Origin of the sequence: Bacillus silvicola, from assembly GCF_050524305.1 — a bacterium.
Classification (GTDB): Bacteria; Bacillota; Bacilli; order Bacillales; family Bacillaceae_G; genus Bacillus_A; species Bacillus_A cereus_AT.
Genome location: NZ_JBNGVC010000017.1, coordinates 1 through 26,631, shown reverse-complemented (window position 1 = coordinate 26,631; position 26,631 = coordinate 1). Strand labels below are relative to the sequence as shown.

Below are 26,631 nucleotides of genomic sequence, written 5' to 3'. Positions count from 1 at the left end.
ACCATACATGCCCATCAACTTAAGAGTGGAAACACAATGAACTTTCGTTCGTATAAACGAAAAAACTCTTAAAATATTTTGTGTCCTTAAAAACGAGCATACCAAATAAACCTAGATAGGTATCGTTTTTAAAAATTATGCAGCTTTCTTTTGTTTTCTCAAACCATTATGCCCATAGACAACACCTAAAATATCAAAGACTGTTTTCTTCTCGTATCGATGAGATTTCCGGCCATTCTTCTGGAGTAAGTGGAACAGGCGGATTAGAATCTTTGTTATTTCTTGGGTGTTTTGCTGTATGGTTCGATATAAAATGTGTAAATGATCTTTAATCATTTCAATTGCTTTATATTCACTTAATTCTTGTTTCTTTTTTTGTAAAAGAAGTTGGCGCATTTTAAACATCGTAGAGGAGCACAGGAAAATAGCGATTAGCTTTCCATATAGCTGGAACTCTAATCTCTCCTGTTTTACAAGACGATACTGGTCTATTTTGAAGAGTGATTTCCATGTTTTAAAAACAATCTCTATTTGCCAACGCAACGTATACAACTCATGTATTTGTTCCATCGGAACCCATTCCCAAGGTGTATTTGTCACATATACGTTTAATCCCGCTATCATTTTACTTTTCTCTGAGTATGTTCTATTTTGTGATTTTTCTTTCTCTGCTATCTTTTCTCGTCGTTTTTGAAGTTGCTTTTCTGTTAATCGATTAAAAATAACACGTGCAAACAGTTGTTGTTTATCTCCAATATAAGCATTTTTTAGTTCAAATGTTTCCCCGGATTGTAACTGTTTCAAAATCTGTTTCGCATTGATTTGTATGTATTCTGATTGTTTCTTAATAGCACCATTTTTAAAGTATTCTGGGTTTGGATTTTCCACATATATATTTGTGTTTAATTTTAAACGAGAAATATAGTATGTACCTCGTTGGTCCATTTGATCTAAGTCTTCCAATGAAAAATAGCCTAAATCACGTATACATAAATCTCCTGGTCTTAAGGTATCTAAACATTCTGTACCAAATGTTTAATTATTATTTTTCCCTGGTCCAACTTGAAAATTAAGAAATTGCCCACTATGCAAATCATATTCCAATTGAATTTTAATTCCAGCTGTTTGAGCGCATCCTCCAGAGCCTGGATATACATTCTCTAAAGTATTTGGTACTTGAAATACAGTAGCGTCTAGGATACGAATTCGTCCAAAATAGGAAAAAAGTTGATTAAAAATTTGAGTTTGTTCACATATTTTTTGTTGTAACAGTAAAGAAAAAATATGTTTTAAAAACAAAACTGCTGTAGCATTTAAACGTTTATTTAAGCCCTCAGGGCTAAGTAAAGTGCCTGTCGCTGCATGAAGCCTACTACATAATCGAACCAAGGAATCACTTGCCACCCGTTGACTAATCCAAATGCAAATAGCAGATAAGTCTGATCCAGAAAGCTTACGTTTTCGCTTTATAAATCCTATTTCTTTTGCAAGTTCTTCTAAGAATACAGGTGTAACATATCGTTGTAGTTCTTCTGCAAATGGTAGTAATTCATCTTGAATCGAGAGATTCATAAGAAAACATCATCCTTTCTCATTTAGCTTGTTTAGAAAGGATAACGTTTTTTGATATTTGAGGGTATTAAAATTTCCTGAGTTGATGGTTATGTATGGTGACCCCATAGGCAAAGAAGTAAGAAGATATTTAGAAGTGCATCAAATTTTGAGGAAGTGCTTGTGAACCCTATCATAAATAAATGAGGTTTTGTATGTTCGATTTTTAAATAATACCCAAGAAGGAGTGGGTTGCAGTTATGGTAATACTCTATTTTTTTGTATTTCTATAATAGGTAAAATTTCAAAAAAACAGAATTATCTTGACAGTTATTGAATGGATTGATAAGGTTATAAAAAAATATTTCTTATCCAGAGAGGTGGAGGGACTGGCCTTATGAAACCTCAGCAACAGGTCTGCTTAAGTAGACACTGTGCTAATTCCAGCGGGTGATAATCCTGATAGATGAGAGCTTCCGTTTTTATTTGTCAGTAGCGCCCTCTTTTTTAGAGTGCGTTTTTGTTTTTTCTGGATAGTAACTAAAGGAGAGTAGAAATGGAGAACAAAAATGGGCAAGAATTTCAAAGGAAAATGCAAGCACGTCATTTAGTCATGCTATCACTTGGTGGGGTGATTGGAACTGGCTTATTCTTAAGCCCGGGTTACACTATTCAACAAGCTGGCCCGTTTGGAACAATTCTATCCTATCTGATTGGTGCGCTAGTGGTTTATCTAGTTATGCTATGTTTAGGAGAGCTTTCCGTACATATGCCTGAAACGGGCGCATTTCATAGTTATGCAGTTAAATACATTGGACCGGGTACAGGGTATACAGTAGCCTGGTTGTATTGGTTAACTTGGACTGTTGCTTTAGGTTCTGAATTTACAGCCGCAGGATTACTTATGAAGCGATGGTTTCCATCGATTGATGTTTGGGTATGGAGTGCTCTTTTTGCCATTTTGATCTTTGTATTAAATGTCCTGACTGTTAAATTTTTCGCCGAATCCGAATTTTGGTTTTCATCGATAAAGGTTATAGCTATTGTGATTTTTATTGTTTTAGGAGTAGCGGCAATGCTAGGGTTTCTTCCGATGACTCATTCAAAAGCAGCACCATTCTTTTCTAATTTTACAAGTGGAGGTTTATTTCCTCATGGTGCTACGGCCATTATAATGACCATGCTTGCGGTTAATTTTGCTTTTTCGGGAACAGAATTAATAGGCATTGCAGCTGGAGAAACAGCGAACCCTGAAAAAATGATACCGAAGGCCATTCGAACTACTCTGTGGAGATTGATCATCTTTTTTGTAGGAACGATTGTTGTTTTATCTGCGTTATTGCCTATTTCCGATGCAGGGGTATTAGAGAGCCCTTTTGTTGCAGTTCTAGAACGAATTGGGGTGCCATATTCAGCTGACATAATGAATTTCGTTATCTTAACAGCCATTTTATCTGCGGCAAACTCAGGCCTTTATGCCTCTTCTAGAATGCTTTGGTCGCTTGCTAATAAGAATACGATATCCCCGATTTTTGGAAAAATGACGAAGCAAGGTGTTCCAATCAACGCCGTCATTTTCAGCATGGTGGGTGGAGCTTTGGCTTTGCTCTCAAGTATTGTGGCACCAGATACTATCTATATCGTACTTGTTTCCATTTCCGGTCTAGCAGTAGTTGTAGTTTGGATGAGTATTAGTGCTTCCCAGTTCCTATTTCGCAGACAATTTTTGAAAGAAGGAAATTCTGAAAAGGACTTGATTTATCGCACACCACTATATCCATTAGTACCAATTGCTTCTTTTATCCTTTGTCTGGCATCGTGTATTGGAATTGCATTCGATCCAACACAGAGAATTGCCTTATATTGCGGCATACCGTTTATTTTGTTTTGCTATGGAAGTTATTATCTAACAAAAAATCTAAAAAAGAGGGGCGTAGATTATGTCGAACAAAATCAACCCAATTGATGCTATTTTATCCCAACATTCCATTATGCTTCTTGACGGAGCATTAGCTACAGAATTGGAGGCGCATGGATGTAATTTGGACGATCCCCTTTGGTCGGCACGTGTGTTACTAGAAAATCCGGAACTAATTTATCAGGTTCATTCGGACTATTTTCGTGCTGGAGCGGACTGTGCCATAACAGCAAGCTATCAAGCTACTATTAGTGGTTTTTCCGCGCGTGGAATACAAGAACAGGAAGCTTTGGAATTAATTAAGAAAACGGTGTTACTTGCAAGAAGGGCAAGAGATGATTTTTGGAAGGAAAACACGCAAACGAATAGGCCTAAACCATTGGTTGTTGCATCAGTTGGGCCGTACGGGGCTTACCTTGCAGATGGTTCAGAGTATGTAGGCAACTATGGTGTGACAGATAAAACATTAGCAGACTTTCACCGTTCGAGAATGTCAGCGTTAATCGAAGCAGGTGCAGATCTATTGGCATTTGAAACGATCCCTTCCCTGCAAGAAGCAAGAGTATTAGATACATTATTGCGTGAGTTTCCAGAAACATATGCTTGGCTTTCCTTTTCGCTAAAAAATGAGAAAGAGATTAGTGAAGGTATGAAACTCGTGGAGTGTGCACGAGTTTTTGAGAAAAGTGAACAAATTGTAGCGATAGGCATCAATTGTGCGCCAGTAACCGTTGTGACTGGTGCAATCCAAGAGTTGAGGGCAAACACCAAAAAACCGATTATTGTTTATCCGAACTCGGGTGAAACTTATAATCCAGAATCAAAAACATGGCATGGTCATGAACAATGTAACGGGTTGGATATTCAATCCGAAGAATGGTACCAAGCAGGTGCACGTTTAATAGGTGGATGCTGCAGAACGACACCTTATCACATTGAGGAGATATCGAACAAGTGGCGTTCTTCCGAGTTTTTCTATTCGAACGAAGCAAAACAGTAATGTAATGGATGATAATCTATCTTTGTGTGTATTTTCATGATTTTGCTTGTTCAGGAATCTACAGTTACGTCTATTGGCACAAAATGTCTTTTCAGAGACACAAATGTGGATGGTAGCCTCGGGAATCCAGTGGACTTTTGGGTACCTTAGGTATGGAAAGGAATCAGGGAAAATAAAAACCGCTAGTTTAATAGATATGGTAGACAACATGCTGAATCTTTTAATGAAGATGTAGTTGATCCAATTGAAGGTGAAGGGGACTATTTATTCGTAATTAAAGTTAACGAAGAGGTTAATTTAGCTATTCAAAAAATAGTTCAATAACTATATGAAAATTTGTTGTGGTAAAAATCCTTGTTGTAGTAGTAAATGTGGTCATATTGTTGTAAAAAAGGATAGATGTAAACAGGTATACTCTCCTGTTCATCTATCCTTTCCTTTTTACCTTATAAAATGTGTGACATTATATTCAATCGCTTGAACTACCCCCACTTTCACTTCGTTTAGAAGAGGGGGATTCCTAAGTAAAGAGTTCTATCGAACTCTAATTTATTAGGCTATCTCCACAGTCCTTGCGGTTAGAAGCCTTATCGCTTCATTCTTTAGATTGATACTTGCGTTAATATCCCTATCATGGTGTGTACGACAAGAAGGGCAGTCCCATTTACGTAGGTTTAGATTTTTAACGTCTTTGTTTTGATATCCACAACAAGAACATAATTGGCTTGAAGCAAATGTTTTCGATACAACAATGACTTGTTTGCCGTACCATTTTGCTTTGTATTCCAACATAGTTCGAAACTGAGACCATGATACCTCACTAATTGCTTTTGCTAACTTATGATTCTTTAACATATTTGATACTTGCAAATCCTCTATACCGATAACATCGTGGTTTTTGATGATTTCAGTCGAGATTTTGTCCAAGTAATCTTTTCTAGCATTCGTCATGTATTCATGAATTCTAGCTACTTTTACTCGTTGTTTATTCCAACGAGAAGATCCTTTCATTCTTCTAGAAAGAACACGCTGTGCTTTTGCCAACTTCTCTTCTAATGATCGAAAAAACTTCGGATTTTTATAGGTAGTTCCATCTGACAAAATGGCGAAATCTTTTAGTCCCACATCCATTCCAATGTAAGAGTTTGTTTTCGGAAGTTCTTGCACTTCTGTTTCAACTAATAATGACACACAGTATCTGCCAGAAGGGTTCCGTCTAACTGTAGCATTTAAAATACGTCCTGTTACTTCACGACTTTTGGCAAATCGAACAAGACCTAATTTTGGCAATTTTATTTTGCTTCCTACAACGGCAATGTTTTCATTTGTTTGTTTTGTGGTATAAGATTGTACGTTGTTCTTCTTAGATTTGAAACGCGGGGCATTGTTTTGTTTTTTAAAAAGGCGTGTATAAGCATCCGCAAGGTTGCGAACAGACGACTGAATCGCGATACTATCCACTTCTTTTAGCCAAACAAACTCTTTCTTCATGGCAGGGAGTTTGGAAGAGCATTTACCATATGTCAAACCTTTCCCTGTTTCTTTGTATGCATTATCCCATAGAGATAGGAAATGATTGAATACAAAACGAGAACAGCCAATCGTTTTATTGATTAGGGTTGCTTGTACTTTATTTGGATAGATACGAAATTTATATGCTTTATTAGTCATCATTCATTTCACCTCCATTTCGGTATGTTTCTATTGTACAACAAACGTACATTCGATAGGTAGTGAAGTAACAGTTTATGTATGTAGAACAATTAAGATGGATTCCTGCCATCCCTTGTCCGAAGCCAATTCATCTCCCACCTACTCACTAAGCGTTCCTTGAGGAAGGAGTCTTCTTGGCTAAAATGATAAAAAATATTAATGGATATATTGAGTTATTACCTATTCAAATACCCTTACTAATATCAATTCATTTTATTAATAAAACTTATCTATATTTTGAAAAAGCCCAACCCATTTACTCTTAAAATTTTTATTATTAAAAAACAACAGATGTAAGCTTTATTTGATATTAATTGCATTTTAGGGCGTATGTAAGATATTATTTCTTTTAAATAAATTAACTTAAAAATTAAATATAAAAAGCCAAACAAACTTTAAAAATCACACTTAAATTAGAGGAGAGTACAATATGAATACAATCATGATTGTAGAAGATGATACAAAAATCGCTGAATTACTGGGAACTCATATTAAAAAATACGGATATCAAAGTGTTATGATAGAGGATTTTGAAAATATCTTAGCTACATTTCAAAAGATTAAACCAGATTTAGTGCTATTAGATGTAAATCTGCCTAATTTTGACGGCTATTATTGGTGCCGCCAAATACGAGCTATTTCTACTTGTCCAATTATATTTCTTTCTGCAAGGAGTGGAGAAATGGATCAAGTTATGGCTTTAGAAAATGGTGGTGATGACTACATTACGAAACCTTTTTATTATGAAGTTGTAATGTCTAAAATCCGTAGTCAACTCAGAAGAGCATACGGTGAATATGCTCCTAAAGTAAAAGAACGAATAGTTGAGCAATCAGGATTATTCCTGTTCCCAGAAAGAATGGAACTTCAACTAGAAGATAAGACAATTATACTTACTAGAAAAGAAACATCTTTATTGGAAATATTGATAACAAAGTCTCCACTCCTTGTAAAACGTGAAGTGATTTTAGAACAACTATGGGATAGTTCATATATAGACGAGAATACATTGAGTGTAAATATAGGGAGAATTAGAAGGAAGTTGCAAGATTTAGGTATTGAAAACGCACTGGAAACAGTTCGTGGTGCTGGATATCGTTTGCATGCTACTTGGGAGAAGGAAGGAAAGGAATAATGAAATTATTTTTAGAAGAACATATTCCACTCATTTGTTATACATTTGTCCAATTGCTTATCATTCTTTTTATATATTGGTTTGATGGTTATCCACATATTTTGACAGCATTATATTCTGTATTTTTGGGTGTTTTTTTATTAATAGGTTATCTAATATATCGTTATTATAGTCATCGTTCATTCTACAAGCGTCTATCAACACCAATGGAAACTTTAAATGAGTCAATAAAAGATAGTGATTTGACTCCATTATCAATGGCCTTAGATAAATTACTACAAACTCAATATCAATATTATCAAAACCAATTAAAAAAATGGGAACGAAAACAACAAGAACAAATGACTTTTATGAATCAATGGGTTCATCAAATGAAAACACCTCTTTCTGTTATTGAGTTAATTACACAAGATGCAGATGACTCTCGATTTGACAGTATTAATGAAGAAACGGAAAGAATCAAAAAAGGATTGGAAATGGTCTTATATGTTGCTCGTTTAGAAACATTTGAACAGGATTTTCATGTAGACAGATTGCGAATATTAGGAATGATTGATTCTGTTATTCATGAAAATAAACGTCTGTTTATACGTAGTTATGTGTATCCAGAGGTAAAGGTAGATCCGAGTCTTATTGTAGAAACAGATAAGAAATGGTTTCGATTTATACTCAATCAAGTGCTGTCAAATGCAATTAAATATTCATCAAGTAAGAAAGAGAAAGTAATAGTATCGGCGTATTCAAAAGGACGAGCAATTATTTTGGAAGTAAGAGATTATGGAGTGGGCATTCCTACTGCTGATTTACCACGTGTTTTCAATCCATTTTATACTGGAGAAAATGGTAGGAAATTTAAAGAGTCTACGGGAATGGGATTATATCTTGTTAAAGAAGTATGTGAAAAATTAAATCATAAGATTGAGCTAGAATCTGAAGTGGGTAAGGGAACAAAAGTTAGAATCGTATTCCCATATGCATCTCGTTAACCGATGAAAGGTAGACTTTTCATCGGTTTTTTCTTTTGAATCTTACAAACTTGTTAGATAAATGTTAGGGAAATCGATAGGAAAAATCCTATGCAATATGTACATTGTATGTAGAATCAAAACTGAAAGGAGAAAGGAATTATGATACAAAAGCAACGTATTGAAATAGTTGATTATTTACGGGGATTTGCGCTTATAGGCATTACTTTTACAAATATATTTCAAAACACGAGTATGGTGAGCACTGATGCCCATCCTTATTTTAGCTCTTTCGTTTACACTTTCATGGTATCCAAATTTATTTATATATTTATGTTCCTTCTAGGCTTATCTTCTGCATTATTAATGTCAAATTTAAAGAAGAGGGGTGAAAGGGCAAATTTAATATATATCCGGCGTTTTATTATCCTGTTATTAATTGGTGTTACATGTACATTTGTAGGGGTCCCTGCCGGTGGATTATTTATTATGTATGCAATTTATGGGCTAATAGGATTTGTATTTCAGTATATACCACCGATGATTAACATTATCGTTTTTATCGCTATTGCAATATTGATTTGGTTCACACGTGACATGGTTTTAATTGAAGGTGAATCAACTAATAATCAAATTGTATCTTTAGTAGGCATGTTAAGCGGATTTTCAATGGTTATTTTAGGGATATTTTTAGGACAAGTATCTTTTTTCAATCGCCTACAAAGATGTAAGGTATTACTTGTAACAGGTTTAGTCCTCCTATTCTTTTTAACATACTATTCTTATGGCTGGATGAATAATTTTAGTTCTTTCGTACTGCCCCTATTTTATATTGTGTGCTTAACCATTTTAAGTATGATTCCCATGGTAAGAAGTATGTTCTCATGTTTAATCGCATTTGGCCGAATGTCTATGTCAAACTTTATTGTGCACACATCGATTGTTTTTGACTATTTAGAAAATGGAAAATTCTCATTCTTAACCTATTTAGGTATCGGTCTATCCATTATTGTTATACAAATTATTTATAGTAACATATGGTTAAAGTACTTCAGAATGGGACCTTTAGAATGGATATGGCGTATGGGGATATATTGGAAGAAAATTCGAATTGTAGATTCATTCGCGAAAGATTCTAATTTTAAAGAAAACAAAACCTGTTAAAGAAGTATGTGAAAAATTAAATCATAAGATTGAGCTAGAATCTGAGGTAGGTAAGGGAACAAAAGTTAGAATCGTATTCCCGTATGCATCTCGTTAACCGATGAAAGGTATACTTTTCATCGGTTTTTTCTTTTGAATCTTACAAACTTGTTAGATAAATGTTAGGGAAATCGATATGAGACATACTAAGTATAGGTTACACTTCATGTATCGAAAAGAGAAATGGAAGGTGAAATACTTGTGGAGATACTACATGTTTCAGATTTAGGGAAAGTTTATCCTGGGAAAATTTCTTATACAGCATTATCCCATATTGATTTAAAAATAAACAAAGGTGAATTTGTAGGAATTATGGGACCATCTGGGAGTGGTAAAACAACGCTATTAAATATGGTGTCTACTATAGATGCTCCAACATCAGGAGAAGTATTAATTCATGGAGAAAATCCATATCTGTTATCTCCAGATCAGTTGTCTTTATTTCGAAGACGTGAATTAGGGTTTGTTTTTCAATCATTTAATCTCCTTAATACACTGACAGTGAAAGAGAATATTGTTCTTCCACTTACACTTGATGGTGTAAGCCCTAGAGAAATGGAAAGGAAAGTGGAAGCTATTGCTGAAAAACTAGGGATAACTGAAATATTAGATAAACGTACGTATGAAATTTCTGGTGGGCAAGCACAAAGAACAGCAATTGCACGAGCTACTATTCATAATCCGAAATTATTACTTGCGGATGAGCCTACAGGAAATCTGGATTCAAAATCTGCTAGTGATGTGATGGAATTATTGACAAAGCTTAATAAAGAAAATAGCACAACGATGATGTTAGTGACACATGATGCAATGGCTGCAAGTTATTGTGATCGAATTGTGTTTATCAAAGATGGACAGTTATACAATGAGATTTATTGTGGAGATAATCGCAAAGTATTCTATCAAAAAATTCTAGAGGTTTTAGCATTATTAGGAGGAAATGCACATGACTTTTCGACAATTCGCATTTAATAACGTCATTCGAAGTAAACGAACATATTTGGCTCATTTTTTAAGTAGTACGTTTGCTATTATGATTTTCTTTACTTATGCATTACTTGCATTTCATCCTAATTTACAAGGCGATCTTGCTGCCAGTGTAACAATCAATACATTTGCAAAGTCAGGATTACAGATATCGCAGGGGTTAATATTTTTCTTCTCATTCTTCTTTATCCTATATTCTGTAAGTGCATTTTTAAAAACAAGAAAAAAAGATTTTGGAATTCTAATGCTACATGGGATGTCACGTTCACAGTTGAATAAATTAATATTTATTGAAAATACAATAATTGGAATCACTTCTATTTTAACAGGAATTACAATTGGAATGGCGTTCTCTAAGTTTATCTTAATTATGAGCAACAATCTGCTAATGATTGATAAAGGACTCCCATTTTACATGCCCTTTAAAGCAATTGGAATAACATTTGGAGCTTTCTTCTTATTATTTTTATTTATTTCACTTTTCACTTCTCGACTAGTAAATGTAGAGCAATTAGTAGAATTAATAAAAGCAGAAGAAAAGCCAAAGCCTGAACCCAAAGCATCCTTTTGGCTGTCTTTATTCGCACTTATTTGTATTGGATTAGGATATACGGCTGTATTCCATAGTGTTAATGCAATTCAATACAAGGATATGAAATATGTATTATTCATGATGGCGACAGGGGTGAGCTTTGTTGTACTTGGAACGTACTTCTTATTTACACAGCTCAGTGTATATGTGTTACGTGCATTAAAGAAAAGGGAAAATATTTTCTTTAAGAAAACAAACATACTCACCATCTCAGATTTAGTGTATCAATTAAAAGATAATGCAAAAATGTTTTTTATGGTCACTATTATATCTGCCGTTGCCTTCACTGCAGTTGGAACTTGTATGGGATTAGGTAACTCATCTATGGCTGAATCGAATAGTCCCTTTGCATTTTCTTATCAGTCCTATAATAATAATCCTTTAGAAAAAGAGCATCTAAAAAAAATAGAAAGCGAACTCAATAATGGTGGGTTTAAATTTAAACAAGTAACTTATTCAATAAAACAAATTCCAGATAGCCTTTATAACAGTAATGTATTATTAAGCGTTATAAAAATAAGTGATTATAATAAGTTAGCTGAGGCATTTGGTTTTGAAAAAGAAAGCTTAAAAGGTGAAAATGATAGTTTTGTCATACCTGCAAGAAAATTCTCTAATACAAAATCGAATCAAAATAACTTTCGATTGTCGCATAGAAATATAAAAATAGATATGCATGTAAATAAAACACTAACGCCAAAAGAACTACAAGATACAAACATAACGACAATTATTATACCAGACGCTGTATATAATCAAATGATAGTGGATCCAGAGAATTACCGTGGTGAATCCACCATTAATGGTTTTATTGTGAAGGATTGGGAGAAAACGAAAAAAGTTGCTGGAAAAATCGTGACTACTCTTCAGAAAGATAATGAAGGTATACATGAGCCAGTATTATACAACGAGCAATATAAATTTTCTTCTTTAATATCTACATGGATAATGATGAAACAAGGTTTTGGACTTGCATCCATCATGAGTGTATTAATAGGCATTGTTTTCTTTACGTTTGCTGCAAGCTTTTTATATTTCCGATTATATACAGACTTAGAACGAAATCAGCAGCAATATAAAATGATAGCAAAGGTCGGTTTAAGCAAACCGGAATTAAAGAAAGTTGTGTCACGTCAACTTACATTGTTATTCTTTTTACCAATTTCAATAGCGATTACACATAGTTCGGTTGCTTTTATCACCTTACAAAAGTTAGCTAATTTTTCGGTCTTGGGTAGTTCCGTTATAGTATTGGTTTGTTTCTTAGTTTTGCAAATTATATACTTTTACTTTGTTCGTTCTCAATACTTGAAAAAAATGTATAAAACGATTTTTTAATTCGAAAATAATAAAAAGAAGGAGAATATAGGGTGAAAAAAAGACTTGGGTTATTAATAGTAGCTGGTATTTCGATTACCGTGTTAGGAGCATGTTCATTCTTTGGTGCAAAAAACTCCCCGGCAAATGGGCTTTCAATAGAGGTAGAGCAGTTAAATGAACAAACAAGAAATTCTATAATAGACCTATACAAAGATATAACCATATCACAAGAGCAATTCAAAATAAAAGAGGGGAGCATAGATAATAACAAACTCAATATAAAGCTCCCGACACAATTTTGGGATGCTAGGGCGGATACTCCTAGTAATTTACTATTTATAAGCAGAACAACTGCTGAAAAAATGAATAAAAAGGGGCTTATACGTGAAAGGGATAATAATAGTGGGCTCACATCTTCAGTCCCTATTGCCTCTTTACCAAAAAGAAAAAAAGATGAAATTATCTTATTTGCAAATAAAGAATATAAGGACTTAAAAGAAATAATATATGATGGGAAAAAAATGAGTACTCAATACGAAGGTGATGTATGGCTAGCGCCATATCGTGGTGGATCCAACGCAATCCTATTAATTGTAGATGATACATTATTTAAAGAAATAAATGGGAAAGAAAAAACTAGACAGATTCTATCTTTTAATAAATCTTTTGGGAATCATAATTTACTCAATCAAGGGAAAGCACCAGAATTAAGTAAGGAAATAGATAAAGTGAATACGGCTTTAGGTACTGAGGGTAAGGGAGCCGTTGAATTTGTAAATATTACAGAAAAGTAAAAATTACTTTTATATAGAATAAAAGTTTAGAACATATTAATCATCTTTGAAAAAATCATTTATTGATTTTTTCAAAGATGATTATTTTCGCACCAGAACCCTTTGCAATTCCTGGTATAGTTGCTCTTTCTAGCGCTCATTAAAAAAAGTAAAACCTACTGCACAAAAGGGTCCTTTAGTCATAAGCTTCACTAACTGTTGTGCAGTATATTTTGGTGAATATTTCATATCATTTTGAAGCCACCAAATTGCCATCCCAACAACACAGGAAGTGAAGAAACGTAATACCATATCCTTTGGAATATCTGAGTCATGTTCTCCAATTTTAAGCTCAATGTAATTTCGTTCAAGATTATCCATAATAGTCTGCTGCATTTGTAGGTTGAAATCATGAATGCCATGAGGCCCAAACATGGTTTTATAAAAGTCTGCATGTTTTACCATACACTCAAATATCGATTGTAAAACTTCCTCGAGTTTCGAAAAATCTATTTGATGTCCCTGCACATGGGCATATAGGACCATCTTACTTGTTAACTCTTCTAGTGCACTCTCGCTAAGCTTTGTTAACAGATCTTGTTTATCCCTGTAATGCGAGTAAAATGTTGCCCGATTGATGAGTGCCTCATCTGCGATATCTTGAATGGTAATAGCATCGTATCCCTTTTCCGCTATCAGTTTGATAAAAGCATCATATATAAATTTCTTTGTTCGAATAATCCGCAGATCCGCTTTTTTCAACATCTTATACCTCCCCGTTCGTTATTGTCATTATAGACAACAGATTTCATCCTTTTGTTTTTTATCTTACATTTAGGCCTTAAATGTAAATTGAATTTTATGGAAAAAACGATATAATTCCATTATAAACAACATGAATTTATTATCAACTACACATTGTTCGTTATCTATCTGTTTGTTTGTTAAACGAATGCTAGGAGGAATAATTTAAAAGACTTATAGTGAAGCAATTTTTCAAACAAAAGATGGTTCTATATAAGTTGAATTAAAAGATTACAATCGAATGCATAATCGATCGATCACTTTTTCAGGTGTGCGATTTAATTCCTGAATAAAAGCCTGTACATTTTTTTGAATTTCATAAATCGATGAATAAAAAACATTATGAATGATGTCTGATTTGAGCCATTTCCATACCCCTTCAATTAAATTTAAATCGGGACTGTAGGGAGGTAAAAACACTAATTCTAAGCGATGACAGTGTTTCCTTAAAAGTGGTTGGATGAGCTTCGCATGATGAATACGCGCATTATCTAGAATAAGAGCTATTTTCCCGTTGGGATACAGTTCAAGTACATGCTGAAGAAAACGAAGAAATGCTTCGGCATCATACCGCTCCTCTTCTACACAAACTAACTCACCGGTTTCATAATTAAGTGTACCAATAAGTTTAACACCTTGGTGTTTCCCATAAGTAGGAATACTGCGTTGTTTTCCTTTTAAAAACCATGTATGCTGCAGTGCTTGGTAATCGCGGATCATGGACTCATCTTGAAACAGAAGATGGTCAATCTCCTCGTTTAAAAGTTTTTTTATAGGCGGGGAAGGTAACTTCCCTAAACTCTTGTTGTTTCACCGGGTCTGCTTTCGCTAATGTATACGTCGGTTTTGTGTAACTAAGCCCTAAATCATGTAAAAGTCGAGACACCCCGCGAAGTGTGTAACTTACGTTCCATTCTCTTTTAATGAAAGAAGCGATAATGGATAAAGTCCAATTATGTTTAGCTGGAAATCCAACATCAACGGGTAGATGAGATGCAATCACTTGAACTAACTCCTGTTCTTGTTCAGGGGCTAATTTACGTGGTGCTCCTGTTGATTGTCCCATGAGTAAGCCATGCAATCCTTTTTCTTTGTAAGCATTCACATAATTATAGATTGTTTTTTCAGAACGACCAATCATGTTCATTATTTCTTTTATAGAAAAGCCTTGTACATAGAAATAGATCGTTTGATAACGTTCATACATTCGTTTCGTTTTAGTCGTTTTCATTGCTACAAGTAGGCTTTCTTTTTCGTTTTGGTGTACATGTGTCATTTTGCTCCGCTCCATTTGTCAATATATGTTACTTATTATATTTCGACAAACAGTAGCTGTAACCTTTTAATTCAACTTATATAGGTGGCCTTTTAAGCATTATGGCTGCTATTATCATCGCTAGATTTGCTTTTATGAAATCTTAGATAATCCGCCAATTTTAGCTTGTAGAAGTGTAGTAAAGAAGGATACAGAAGCCGAGTTAAATCGCCGCTCAAGTTCCTCCAGACTTAATAAAATCCATGTTGAAGTTTTTAAGTGATATATATTAGAAATACGTTTAAGGAGGATGAGAATAATTAAAAAAAACATAATTTTTGCACCAGAAACTTTTAACTTGGCCGAAACTACCAGATCAATAGAAGTAGCAAAGAAATGTTCCGAATACTTTCATTGCATATTTATAGGCTACTCTAGAAAATATGCTTATCTTATTGAAAAAGCTAACTTTGAATTTATCCACCTTGAACCAGTTTTAAGTGAAGACGATATCACTCAACTTATGAAAGTCGATCAGATGAAGGGTATAAAACATCCCTTTACATACGAACATCTCAAAAAACGAATTGAGAATGAGAAAAGAATTATAAATACTTACTGTCCGGCGGTTGTCGTTATCGGAACTACATTGAGTATGTTTATTTCAGCGAGAGCTTGTCAAACACCACTTGTATATATTAAACCATTAGCATACACCAGAACTTTTGTATTAAAAGGACACCTAGAATTACCTTCCATAATTAATAAGACTTTCTTACCTAAAAAAATCACCATGAATCTCTATAAAAAGGTTGCTTTAGGTATTACTTATAAACCAAAGTCTTTTTCAAAATTGGCAAAAGAAGAAGGAGTAGAACTTCCAAAATACACCATAGATGCACTGGATGCTGATTATAATTTAATTACAACCATTCCTGAAATTAGTGGTGTGGACGATCTTCCTGCTAACTATAAATATATTGGCCCGGTTTATGCAAAACTGGATATGCCCATACCATCATTTCTATATAGTCTTCCCTCAAATCAACCTGTTATTTATTTTGCGATGGGAAGCTCTGGAAGTAAAGAAATTGTCATGAAATTCTTACATATTTTAAAGAAACTTCCGGTGACAGTTATATGTCCAATGAAGAAAATACTTGCGTCTAGTGGCAATATTTTTTCTAGTAGCAAGAATATTATTCTTTGTGACTTACTTCCCGCTCATAAATTGGGAAATATAATAGATTTATCTATTATTCATGGTGGAGAAGGTACAGTTCAAACGGCTTGTTTATCTGGTAAACCATTCCTTGGGCTTGGACTGCAAGCAGAACAAAAAGCCAATATAAATGAATGTGTTCTTTTTGGTAATGCATTGGAACTTAAACGAAAAGATATTACGACTCAGAAAATTGGTGAATTGATAGACTTCTCGCTAACAAATAAAGAGATGCATAATAAGGCAAAAGAAATGCAGGAACTTTTAGAAAATATTGATGGTCCAGTAAATGCTGCTAACTTCTTAATAAATCATTTCGCTATAACATAAAAGAATAATGGAGGTTTACCATGAATAAAGTATACGATAAAATCATTAGCCATTTGGCTGAAATAACAGGTTATGATCAAAGTGATATTGCTGTAACTGATTCGTTAGTTAATAATCTTGGCCTGGACTCAATGATGATTATGGATTTTCATAGATTAGTAGTACAAGACTTTCCTGAGATGAAAGAAGTCGACTTGGAAGAAGTTTTTCAACAAGAGGATACAACTGTAAATGATATTTTATGTTTAATATATAAAGAAATAGGGATGGAAATGAATCAAGAGACAGCTTCATTACTGGATGATTTCAATGAAGTTAAAGAGTTTCATAAATATCTTAAAAGCAGAGAATACATTCCTTATTTCAGAAAAAACCATGGAATAGCATCAAATAGAATTATTATAGATGGAGAAGAGAAGATAAATTATTCCACTTACAATTACCTTGGTATTAATGGTTCAAATATAATTAACCAGGCCGTCATTGAAGCGATAAATCGTTATGGAACGAGTGTTTCTGGTAGTAGGTTACTTAGCGGAGAAATTGAAATCCATCAAAAGCTTGAAAGAAAAATTGCTGAATTCTTAGATGTAGAAGATGCTCTAATTCAGGTGGGAGGACACAGTACTAACGTTAATACTATAGGGAATATTGTCAATCAAGAAGATTTAATTCTACATGATGCATTGGCTCATAATAGTATTATTCAAGGTGCAATTCTTTCTAATGCCAAGCGAAAACCGTTTAAACATAATGATATGGATCATCTAGAAGATGAGCTGAAAAAGCTAAGATCGAAATTCCGCAGGGTTTTAATCGTGGTAGAAGGTGTTTACAGCATGGATGGAGATATTTGTAAACTGCCAGAACTAATCAGAATAAAAGAAAAGTATAATGCTATTCTCATGGTGGATGAAGCGCATTCAATCGGTACTATTGGTAAGAATGGTAGAGGTGTTACAAGTTATTATGATGTTAACCCTAAATCAGTAGATATTCTAATGGGAACATTAAGTAAATCCCTTAATAGTTGTGGGGGATATATTGCTGGTAGCAAATCCTTTATTAAATATTTAAGATTTAATTCACCTGGATTTATTTTCAGTGTAGGAATGACACCAGCTAATGCAGCTGCGGCAGTAGCGTCGTTAACAATCTGTGAAAGTGAAGAAAGTTTATTTGTAAGATTAAAAGAAAACCATACTTATTTCTTAAATGAAATAAAGAAATTGGGAGTTGATACAGGTAAAAGCTATGACACTCCAGTAGTACCTTTAATCATTGGAAACTCTGATGAAGCTCTTAAATTCTCAGAAATATTATTTAAAAATGGAATAAATGCGATGCCAATAATTTATCCTGCAGTAAAAGAGAGTGAAGCTAGAATAAGATTTTTTATTTCAGCTGCTCATTCAAGAGAAGACCTGGATATGACTTTAAAAGTAATTAAAGAAAACATTCAAAGTTTATCTACGTACAATGAGTCCGTGTTAATACCTTTATAAATTACGTGGAAATTTATATAGATAGGGAGCTTTCTGCTTCCTATCACTTAATTTTAAAAGAAGAGGAGGTTTTTAAATGCAATACAGTTTGTTAATGAGCAAGTATCAATCATATTCTCCAAACAAACGTTATAAGTTACCAGAAAAGTCCATTCGTATAAACAGTTTAGTTCGATTATCTAAAATTGTAGGGATAAGAGATACTCCTTTATTCCAATTACTTTTGTTTTCAAAAGTTAAAAACTATATAAGATTTATTGTATTAAGGAAGATGCATGAAAATTTTGATAATGTTCAAGAAATGACAAAAGGAAATATGCATCATAATATATTTCATTCATTTATGGATTTAGGTATCCAGTTGGGGATGATTTCACAAAAAGAGGATGTATACACATTAAATCAAGAATACCTTTTGGCAGTAAAGGACAGAAATAGCTTAGTTGAATTTGAAGACACAAATTATAGTAAGATTGTAAGTAAAATACAAAGTGATTACAAGTTCATTGAGTGTGTAATTAATACAGAACATAATACAACATTAGGAAAAATAATGGGGAAATTAGAGTTTGTATATATTAAAGAGGTCCTTACTTATTTACAAGAGATTAATAAATTAAATTTTTTTAAACAAATATCTCCTAGCTTTTCAGAGGATTTTTACACAGATCTTGGAGAATTAGCGTTTAATATTTACACAAAAGAAAACTATGCAACTTTTATTTCTCAAAAACAATTTAAGTCAATTCTTGATATTGGATGTGGAAATGGTAACTATATTGATGTTCATTTGAACTCTGATGATAAACAAATTGTTGGTGTAGAAAGACAAAAGAAGGTGTTTGAAAAATTACAAACTAAATATAAAGATAAATCGAATGTTGTTATACATAACGAGGACATTATAGACCTTTCATTTGAATGTAAATTTGACATGATCAATATGAGCTACATGTTATTTTATCTTACTCAAGACGAAAAAGAAAAGCTCTTCCAGCGACTAAAAGAAATTTTGCATAGGGACGGTACTATTGTTATTTGTCAGTATTATCCTAATTTTGAGATTTATCAAGAGCTAATGGCAAAGCATAATAAGGATTGGAATCTTATATCTCGCTATAAATTTGATATCTGTAATAGTATTCTCCAAGCTGAAGTTGTATTAAATAATATGCTTATTGATTTTGCTCAAGCGGAACAGTGGAATCTTTTCCTTACTTTACTAGATTCATCTGGATTTGAAGTAAGTGAAATTGCACCAGCAGATGATACATATTATTCGTATTTTATTACAATTAAACATAAATATGGAGGTACAAATGATTAAAGCTACTAACGTTATCAAGGTTTTTAATGCAAATAAGCAAAATGAATTAAAAGTGTTAAGAGGAATTGATTTAGGTATAACTAAGGGTGAATTTTGTACAATTATTGGGAAATCTGGGTCGGGTAAAACTACACTTCTCAAATGCTTATCGGGACTAGAGAGTGTTACTTCAGGCGAAATTCAAGTAAACAAAAGAAATATAGGTAATCTCTCTAAAAAAGAAGTAAATGTTTTTAGAAAAAATGATATTGCTTTTATTTTTCAAGAATATAACTTAATTGATGATCTAACCTTGCATGAGAATATCTATTTAGAACATGGTGTTACTGAGGAAATTGAAAATCTTATCGATGATTGGGATATTCGTAAAGCAATTAATCTATTTCCTAATCAATGTTCCGGAGGTCAACAGCAAAAAGCTGCGATATTAAGAGCTTTAGTGAAAAGAGCTAAAATACTGTTTTGTGATGAACCTACAGGAGCACTTGATGGGAATTCATCTAAGGAGGTTCTAACAGTATTACAAAAACTGCAACAAAGTCATCAAACTACGATTGTTCTTATAACCCATAATGAACAAATAACGAAAATATCCAATCGTGTTATTACTATTCATGATGGGAAAAAGGTTAATGATATGGTAAATGGAGATATTGAATTAGCGGAGAATTTAGAATGGTAAATCAAAATATAAATAGAAAGTTCAGAAAACGCACAATAAGAAGATTAAACACTTATAAATTAAAGTTTCTAGTTATATTTCTTGTTGTTTTTGCTACAACTGGTATCTTTATAAGCTTTTTTGTTGGTACAAGTAGCGTTCTACAATCAGTTGAAAAATTCAACAGCGAATATAACGTAGAAGACGGTATATTTATAACTAATGACGATATTGATGAGAAATTTAAGGATATTTCTTTCGAACAAATTAAAAATGGGGAAGTGAGGGAAGGCGGCAGTACAGTTCGAATATTCCAGTCAAGAAAAAAAATTAATAAATATCAAGTGACCAGCGGTCGTGATATTCAAAATGATAAAGAGATTCTAATTGACAATAACTATTTAAAAGCAAATAAATTAGCGCTCAATGATGAATTGACCTTTAATGGAGAAAAATTAAAAATAGTTGGAACTGCAATATCACCTGATTATATTACAACCAAAAATAGTAATCTAGTGTTGCAAGCTAATTCTGAAGTTTTTGGTATAGCATTTGTAAATGAAGAAACGTTTCAAAGGCTATTTGGTAATGAGTTCTCTTCATATTATGCTTATACTAGCAATCTAGATGTTCAAGAGGTTTCGAAAATCGTTAAACCAACTTATATAAATGATTCTCAAAATAACACGAGGATACAACAAGTAATAGGTGATGCAAAAGCACCAAGGGATCTTGCGTTGCTTTTAACATGCTTACTATATCTGATAGTTGGAGTTCTTTTAAGTGTTTACCATTTTGAAGTATCCAAGAAAGAATCAAATAACCTAGCAACATTTAATAAGTTAGGCTTTAACAAATGGATGCTTTTTAAACATTATATAACTGAAACGAGCTTAACACTTTTAATTGCATGGTTAATCGGTGGTACAATCGGTATATTTTTGATTGAGACGATTATGCAAATGAATAGCCAAATATATAATTATCCAATTCTTAAAATTGATTATATGTTATTGACGGAATGTTTAGTTTTCTCGTTAGCTATTGTTTTAGTGATTAACTTTGTTTTAGTTTATCTGTTTTATATAAAATTTAAAAAGAAGAAAAATAAAGTTAAATCTATAAGAAAAAGAAGTAGAAAAATCATGAAATTCATTCCTTTTACTTACCGGTATCGGTTAAAGCGGATAAATAGAAATAAAAAGGAACTGGCTTTGTTTATAGTACTGATTTTCTTTGTAGGTTTACTGATTAATTTTTCGTTTTTATTGAAAGACTCTGTAACTAAGTATGTCGATGACTTAGCATCAGAGAATATCTTTGAAGAAATTTTGTTTTTAAATCCACCTAATCAACATGATATCAAGGGTGAAGAGTTTAAACTATATAACTTACATGATGAAGACGGTATTACACAAAGTGTTTATGTAATCGGTTCTGATTCTAAATATTATAATTATAATCTCAAACTTGCAGATGGAGATGTAATAATTACTCAAGCATTCTCTGATAAATATGGGAAAAAAGTAGGAGATAAGTTACTACTAAAAGATGTAACTAATCAAAAAGATTACTCATTTAAAATTAATAAAGTCAACAATGTTACTACAGTGAGTAATATATATTTAGTTTCCGATAACGGAGAAATGTTCAACCATGAAACATATTCAGTACCTGCAGTAGCTCTATCAAAACCATATGATAATTCTAACGATGGTGGGATAGAAGCTACATTAACTAGGAACGAGATAATAACTTCCGGGAAAAATATCTTAGATGTTATAAACAAACAGATCACACTTATTTTAGGTCTTGCTATAGTTCTACAAGTTGCATTACTTTACTCACTTCTTGAGTTCAGTTATCAAAATAGTATCAAATCAATTAAGACATTAAAATTAGAAGGTTATTCATTAAAAGAACTAATGAGAATGCATTTTGCCTTTAGTTTTCCTATTGCGGTCCTAACTATTATTGGATCATACCTTCTGTCAAGAATAGGTGTAAGAGTGTTTTTGGATCAAATTATGTTTGACTTTGTCAACTTTGTTAGAGTTACTGATAATCTAAACATTATATTTGCAAGTAATGGAATGATAATTGCCGTATTTACCTTCTTCTTAATAAGAATAAGGTCAAAAATGAAATGCATTTGAAATGACAATGGAGGTAGACGAGTTTATGAATAGAGTCGTGGTAACAGGAATAGGTATTGTTTCACCAAATGGTATTACCAGAGAAAGTTCCTGGGAAAGTATTGTTAACCTTGAAAGTGGTATTATTCCTTCCAAATATGAAAATACAAAATTTGTTGGGGAAGTAGATGACATTTTTAATGAACCACTTACAACAAAGGATAAGCGGTATATGGATCGTTGTACTCAAATGGCCGTAATTGCATCAAGAGAAGCCGTTAAAGATGCAGATTTAATAATTAATGATGAAAATAATGAAAATGTTTCTGTGTTTGTTGGAAGTTCTGTTGGGGGCATTCGTGCCCTCGCAGATGAGTTTGGAACTGCAGCTGTAAAAGGTGTAGATCAAATGACAATGCTTGTAATACCTAGAAATCTAATTAATATGATAACAGCAAATATTAGTATTGATTTAGGTATAAAAGGTGAATCTCTTGCTTATTCAATTGCCTGTGCTTCAGGAACAGTAGCGGTAGGAGAAGCATTTAAAAAAATTCAAAATGGTAGCAAAAAAATAATATTAGCAGGTGGAGCAGAAGCATGTGTTATTCCACAAGTTATAGAAGCTTTTAGAAAGTTAAGAACTTTGACGAACTCTAAATCCTTAGATAAAGCTAGTGTCCCTTTTTCAAAAGATAGATCTGGATTTGTGATGAGTGAAGGGGCGGCCTTTCTTATTCTTGAAGAGCTTAATCATGCAAAGGAGCGTGGGGTTCATATCTATTGTGAAATAGAAGGTTATGGAAGTTCATCAGATGCTACTTCATTATTGGCGCCTGACCTCAATGGTGTTACAAGATGTATGGAAAATGCATTAATTGATGCCAAATGTAGTCCTGATGAGGTAGAGTACATAAACGCTCATGGTACATCTACTAAACTTAACGACTTAACTGAATGAAAGGCTATAAAGGACGTATTTAATCACAATCCTTTAGTATCCTCGACTAAATCTTTACATGGACATGCTTTAGGGGCTGCTGGAGCAATTGAAACAGCATTATGTTGTATGATGATTAAAAAAGGAAAATTAATTCCCACTTTTAATGTATCAAGAGACAGTGTGGGAGAGGATATAGAAGTTAACCTTCTTCTAGAAGAGGTATCTAATTATAATGGTGGTAAGATCTTAAATAATTCATTTGCGTTTGGTGGGCATAATGCCTCAATTTTATTATCGAACTTTCAGGATTAATTATGGATATTTTCTTCTGTAAGATAAATAAAAACCCAAGTAATCTTATATCAAGAAGAATTCTCACTAAACGAGCTATACAGAGATTAAAAAAAACTACACATCCTAAAAAAAAGCTTCATATTATGTACAGCGATTTACTTATACAGTATGTGCTGTTCACAAAACAAAGAATGAAATATCCGTTGAGTATTACCTATAATATGCGAGGGAAACCTCTATTATCGAAAGGTTTCTTTAATATTTCAAATTGTAATGAATGGGTTATGTGTACTTACAGTGATAATGCTGCCGTAGGGGCTGATATTGAGGAATATAAGTGGTGCAATCATGAGTTAGCTCAATTCTTCTTTACTCAAGAAGAACTAAAACACTTATTAACTCGATCACAGAGAGAACAAATCAATTTTTTTACAGATGCATGGACTTTTAAAGAAAGTTATGTGAAATGTAAAGGAATTAGTTTATTTGATATTAAAAACAATATCAATTCACCTTTAGTAAGGAATTATTTTATTAAGGATGAAACAGAAATTGAAGGTGAATTATTTCATTATGTACGTGGGGTTATCGAAAATTATAGTTGGTGTTTGTTAAGTGGAAAGAACTTTACTAACTATAATATTAAGTTAGTGTGCTATTCGCAAATTATAGAAACTTTAACTTACATACACAGGGGGAATTATGCAGAGCATTTACATGACTAATCACTTTTACAAAATTTATCAACAAAGAGAAGAATTCGCTAATGAAATACAGTGTTTCAAACAAAAAGAATGGGAACGGCCTTATAAGGATAAGTGGTCTTTTGGAGAAACATATTATCATTTATACTTAATGGTCAGGCGATTTCGACAATTAAATAAGTTATATTTACCACTGTCTAGACCAATTGCTGCAGCAAGAAAAAAGTCACCTTACAAAACCCATAGTAAGGACATATATACTGAATATAAAGAGAAACACAACAAACCAATGAAAGCACCTTTTATTTTGCTACCACCTAAAGGAATAGAAGGTAAAATTTCATTTGAAAGGTTAATTAAAGGGCTAGATAATGAAACGAAGAATTTAGAAAAAATGCTTTCTAAAATCGAAGATGACATTGCTGGCCACATACGTTTCCCTGATCCAATCGCCCATAATCCAAACTTAATACAAAGTATTCATTTAATAGGTATACATGAAAAACAACATTTCTTTTTATGCAAAAAATATTATAACTTAAATTAATGTGTCTCTATTGGAGATATACTAATTTATTTGGGTCTGGTGGAAATATATGAAGAATAACACGGAGAATAGTAGACTCCTATTTTGGTTAGTAGTTTTGCTTGGAATTCAGCTGATGCCTCGAATTCGGAATTGGAAGGAATTGAAGCTATTTCGCCCTAGCAAAGAAAAAGTATACGAACATTGTTAAGTTATTTTACACATTGAGAAATATGATCTAAATCTATATTTTGTTCTAATTGGGGTAACGCCACATCCATCAACTTAAGGATTTTATAACCTCCAAAACTAAAAAAATGTACATTTTCTCGTTTTGGAGGTATTTGTATTTCTTCGCTGCTGATAATGAGACGTTATTTTAACTGATCATGTATACAATATACAACTAAAACCATACAACATATCACCTCTCTCAAATGGTAAAATAGGGAAAAAGGATATAATAAATAATGCCTTTAGAAACCACTATTTATCACATAGGAGTTACCGAAAAAAAGAGATGAAAAAGAAAAGAAAAAAATATAGTAAAAGGGGGGGCATAAGTGAAATATATTAATGGATTGTACATATCACTTATATTGATAATGTTCATTAATTTACTTGATATTACAATATTCGATAATAAATACTCAGGGATAACAATGTATATCTCTTCCGTTATATTTATAATTGGAAGCGCATTTTTCATAAATGCAAAACGGCTTAAAATTAGTGAGAAAAAATAAAACAAAAAAGTGATATTAAGTCCTCCAGTTAAATGAACTGCACCCCAATTGTTAGACACGACTAACAATTGGAGGTGCAGTTTTTTTATGGCTAAATTTTCTTCAAAAGAAAAAATACAAGCAGTAAAACGATATTTAGAAGGCCCAGAAGGCGGGACAAGCATTGCTAAATCTATAGGCGTGGATCAGCGGGTATTTTATCACTGGATTAGCCGATATGAATATTCCGGTGAAAAAGCTTTTGAAAAACGCTATACATCTTACTCTACGCAATTTAAACTAGACGTACTTAACTATATGATTGAAAATAGGACGTCTATCAGGGAAACAGCGGCAATTTTTAATATTCCATCTTATGAAACGGTTCGTAAATGGAAAGTAGCTTATGAAACAGAAGGATTGGATGCCCTACAACTTAAAGAAAAGAGGCATCCGTCTATGAATAATAAAAATCACAAAATAGTGAAAAAGCAATTACCAGTCGAAGGCTCCATTGAAGAACTCCAAGAGGAGTTAGAAAGGTTACGTATGGAGAATGCGTATTTAAAAAAGTTGAATGCCTTAGTTCAAAACAAACAGAAGTCACAAAAAAAGACAAAGCGCAAGTAGTTTATGAATTAAGGCATCAATTTCCGGTACAATCACTTTTAGTGCTTGCCAATATTCCACGTAGCACATATTATTATTGGTTAAAAAATGCCAAACGTCCGGATCCAGATGCAGATTTGAAAGTATTAATTCAAGCTGTTTATCATGAACATGAAGGCCGTTATGGTTATCGCCGTATTCGTGATGAACTTACTAATCGTGGACATAAAATAAATCACAAAAAGATACAACGCATTATGAAAGAATTAGGATTAAAGTGTTTGGTCCGTATGAAGAAATATCGCTCTTATAAAGGAACTGTTGGAAAGATTGCCCCTAATATTTTAGAACGTAATTTCAAAGCAGAAAGGCCAAACGAAAAATGGGTCACGGATATTACGGAGTTTAAATTATTTGGAGAGAAATTATATGTA

19 protein-coding genes, 5 pseudogenes and 1 riboswitch are annotated in these 26,631 nt (G+C 33.0%); of the genes and pseudogenes, 20 read left to right on the top strand and 4 right to left on the bottom strand.

Annotated elements, in window-relative coordinates; all coding sequences use genetic code 11:
• Window positions 1–135: 135 nt before the first annotated feature.
• Window positions 136–1,572 (bottom strand): annotated as a pseudogene (locus ACP6L7_RS31605) (IS4 family transposase).
• Window positions 1,573–1,916: 344 nt separating this feature from the next.
• Window positions 1,917–2,024: riboswitch (SAM riboswitch) on the top strand.
• Window positions 2,025–2,107: 83 nt separating this feature from the next.
• On the opposite strand from ACP6L7_RS31605, the gene mmuP reads away from it, so the two are divergent.
• The gene (gene mmuP, locus ACP6L7_RS31600; protein ID WP_098361735.1) at window positions 2,108–3,517 is read left to right on the top strand and encodes an S-methylmethionine permease; all 1,410 of its coding nucleotides are present in this window, start codon (window positions 2,108–2,110) and stop codon (window positions 3,515–3,517) included.
• The gene (mmuM, locus tag ACP6L7_RS31595; protein ID WP_097831876.1) at window positions 3,492–4,469 is read left to right on the top strand and encodes a homocysteine S-methyltransferase; all 978 of its coding nucleotides are present in this window, start codon (window positions 3,492–3,494) and stop codon (window positions 4,467–4,469) included. Before mmuP ends, mmuM begins: the two co-directional genes overlap by 26 nt.
• A gap of 552 nt (window positions 4,470–5,021) precedes the next feature.
• On the opposite strand, the gene tnpB is transcribed toward mmuM, so the two are convergent.
• Complete coding sequence (gene tnpB / locus ACP6L7_RS31590; protein ID WP_430529659.1) at window positions 5,022–6,143, bottom strand: IS200/IS605 family element RNA-guided endonuclease TnpB; 1,122 nt, start codon at window positions 6,141–6,143, stop codon at window positions 5,022–5,024.
• A gap of 469 nt (window positions 6,144–6,612) precedes the next feature.
• On the opposite strand from tnpB, the gene ACP6L7_RS31585 reads away from it, so the two are divergent.
• From ACP6L7_RS31585 to ACP6L7_RS31555, 7 genes and pseudogenes are all read left to right on the top strand, one after another.
• Window positions 6,613–7,317, top strand: coding sequence for a response regulator transcription factor (locus ACP6L7_RS31585; RefSeq protein WP_016130537.1), 705 nt, complete (start codon window positions 6,613–6,615; stop codon window positions 7,315–7,317).
• Window positions 7,317–8,303, top strand: a complete 987-nt coding sequence (locus ACP6L7_RS31580) for a sensor histidine kinase (RefSeq protein WP_097831875.1) — start codon at window positions 7,317–7,319, stop codon at window positions 8,301–8,303. The genes ACP6L7_RS31585 and ACP6L7_RS31580 overlap by 1 nt, the downstream gene beginning before the upstream one ends.
• 141 nt (window positions 8,304–8,444) lie before the next feature.
• Entirely contained in the window at window positions 8,445–9,446 is a 1,002-nt protein-coding gene (locus ACP6L7_RS31575; RefSeq protein WP_097831874.1) for a DUF418 domain-containing protein, read from the top strand.
• Window positions 9,442–9,543: pseudogene (locus ACP6L7_RS31570) on the top strand (sensor histidine kinase); the annotation flags it as partial. The gene ACP6L7_RS31575 and the pseudogene ACP6L7_RS31570, both read left to right, overlap by 5 nt.
• A 143-nt stretch (window positions 9,544–9,686) precedes the next feature.
• Entirely contained in the window at window positions 9,687–10,457 is a 771-nt protein-coding gene (locus ACP6L7_RS31565; RefSeq protein WP_097831883.1) for an ABC transporter ATP-binding protein, read from the top strand.
• Window positions 10,432–12,402 (top strand): FtsX-like permease family protein, encoded by a 1,971-nt coding sequence (locus tag ACP6L7_RS31560; RefSeq protein WP_430529658.1) that lies wholly within the window; start codon window positions 10,432–10,434, stop codon window positions 12,400–12,402. The genes ACP6L7_RS31565 and ACP6L7_RS31560 overlap by 26 nt, the downstream gene beginning before the upstream one ends.
• 32 nt (window positions 12,403–12,434) lie before the next feature.
• Window positions 12,435–13,178, top strand: coding sequence for a lipoprotein BA_5634 family protein (locus ACP6L7_RS31555; protein ID WP_098361737.1), 744 nt, complete (start codon window positions 12,435–12,437; stop codon window positions 13,176–13,178).
• Between the two features lie 129 nt (window positions 13,179–13,307).
• Here the strand turns inward: ACP6L7_RS31555 and ACP6L7_RS31550 are convergent, their stop codons facing one another.
• Window positions 13,308–13,922: a TetR/AcrR family transcriptional regulator gene (locus ACP6L7_RS31550; protein ID WP_070129429.1), complete on the bottom strand. Its 615-nt coding sequence runs from the start codon at window positions 13,920–13,922 to the stop codon at window positions 13,308–13,310.
• A 270-nt stretch (window positions 13,923–14,192) separates the two neighbouring features.
• Window positions 14,193–15,237 (bottom strand): IS630 family transposase gene (locus ACP6L7_RS31545; RefSeq protein WP_430529657.1). Its coding sequence is split into 2 segments (ribosomal slippage): window positions 14,193–14,741 and window positions 14,743–15,237, totalling 1,044 coding nucleotides; the frame shifts between segments, so codons are not numbered across the junction.
• A gap of 289 nt (window positions 15,238–15,526) precedes the next feature.
• Between ACP6L7_RS31545 and ACP6L7_RS31540 the strand changes: the two genes are divergently transcribed.
• The 11 genes and pseudogenes from ACP6L7_RS31540 to ACP6L7_RS31490 form a co-directional block, all read left to right on the top strand.
• The gene (locus tag ACP6L7_RS31540; RefSeq protein WP_097831870.1) at window positions 15,527–16,768 is read left to right on the top strand and encodes a glycosyltransferase; all 1,242 of its coding nucleotides are present in this window, start codon (window positions 15,527–15,529) and stop codon (window positions 16,766–16,768) included.
• A gap of 20 nt (window positions 16,769–16,788) precedes the next feature.
• The gene (locus ACP6L7_RS31535; RefSeq protein ID WP_097831869.1) at window positions 16,789–18,273 is read left to right on the top strand and encodes an aminotransferase class I/II-fold pyridoxal phosphate-dependent enzyme; all 1,485 of its coding nucleotides are present in this window, start codon (window positions 16,789–16,791) and stop codon (window positions 18,271–18,273) included.
• A 76-nt stretch (window positions 18,274–18,349) separates the two neighbouring features.
• On the top strand, window positions 18,350–19,600 hold the full coding sequence (locus ACP6L7_RS31530; RefSeq protein WP_097831868.1) for a class I SAM-dependent methyltransferase: 1,251 nt from the start codon (window positions 18,350–18,352) through the stop codon (window positions 19,598–19,600).
• On the top strand, window positions 19,593–20,282 hold the full coding sequence (locus tag ACP6L7_RS31525) for an ABC transporter ATP-binding protein (RefSeq protein WP_097831867.1): 690 nt from the start codon (window positions 19,593–19,595) through the stop codon (window positions 20,280–20,282). The genes ACP6L7_RS31530 and ACP6L7_RS31525 overlap by 8 nt, the downstream gene beginning before the upstream one ends.
• Window positions 20,276–22,417, top strand: coding sequence for an ABC transporter permease (locus ACP6L7_RS31520; protein ID WP_097831866.1), 2,142 nt, complete (start codon window positions 20,276–20,278; stop codon window positions 22,415–22,417). The genes ACP6L7_RS31525 and ACP6L7_RS31520 overlap by 7 nt, the downstream gene beginning before the upstream one ends.
• A 1-nt stretch (window position 22,418) precedes the next feature.
• Window positions 22,419–23,651 (top strand): annotated as a pseudogene (locus ACP6L7_RS31515) (beta-ketoacyl-[acyl-carrier-protein] synthase family protein).
• Between the two features lie 2 nt (window positions 23,652–23,653).
• Window positions 23,654–24,358 (top strand): 4'-phosphopantetheinyl transferase family protein, encoded by a 705-nt coding sequence (locus ACP6L7_RS31510; protein WP_097831864.1) that lies wholly within the window; start codon window positions 23,654–23,656, stop codon window positions 24,356–24,358.
• Window positions 24,336–24,884 (top strand): DinB family protein, encoded by a 549-nt coding sequence (locus ACP6L7_RS31505; protein ID WP_257127381.1) that lies wholly within the window; start codon window positions 24,336–24,338, stop codon window positions 24,882–24,884. The genes ACP6L7_RS31510 and ACP6L7_RS31505 overlap by 23 nt, the downstream gene beginning before the upstream one ends.
• Window positions 24,885–24,963: 79 nt before the next feature.
• A pseudogene (locus ACP6L7_RS31500) lies at window positions 24,964–25,068 on the top strand (Tn3 family transposase); the annotation flags it as partial.
• 358 nt (window positions 25,069–25,426) lie between these two features.
• Window positions 25,427–25,609: a hypothetical protein gene (locus ACP6L7_RS31495; protein WP_071745310.1), complete on the top strand. Its 183-nt coding sequence runs from the start codon at window positions 25,427–25,429 to the stop codon at window positions 25,607–25,609.
• An 87-nt stretch (window positions 25,610–25,696) separates the two neighbouring features.
• Window positions 25,697–26,631, top strand: a pseudogene (locus tag ACP6L7_RS31490) (IS3 family transposase); the annotation flags it as partial.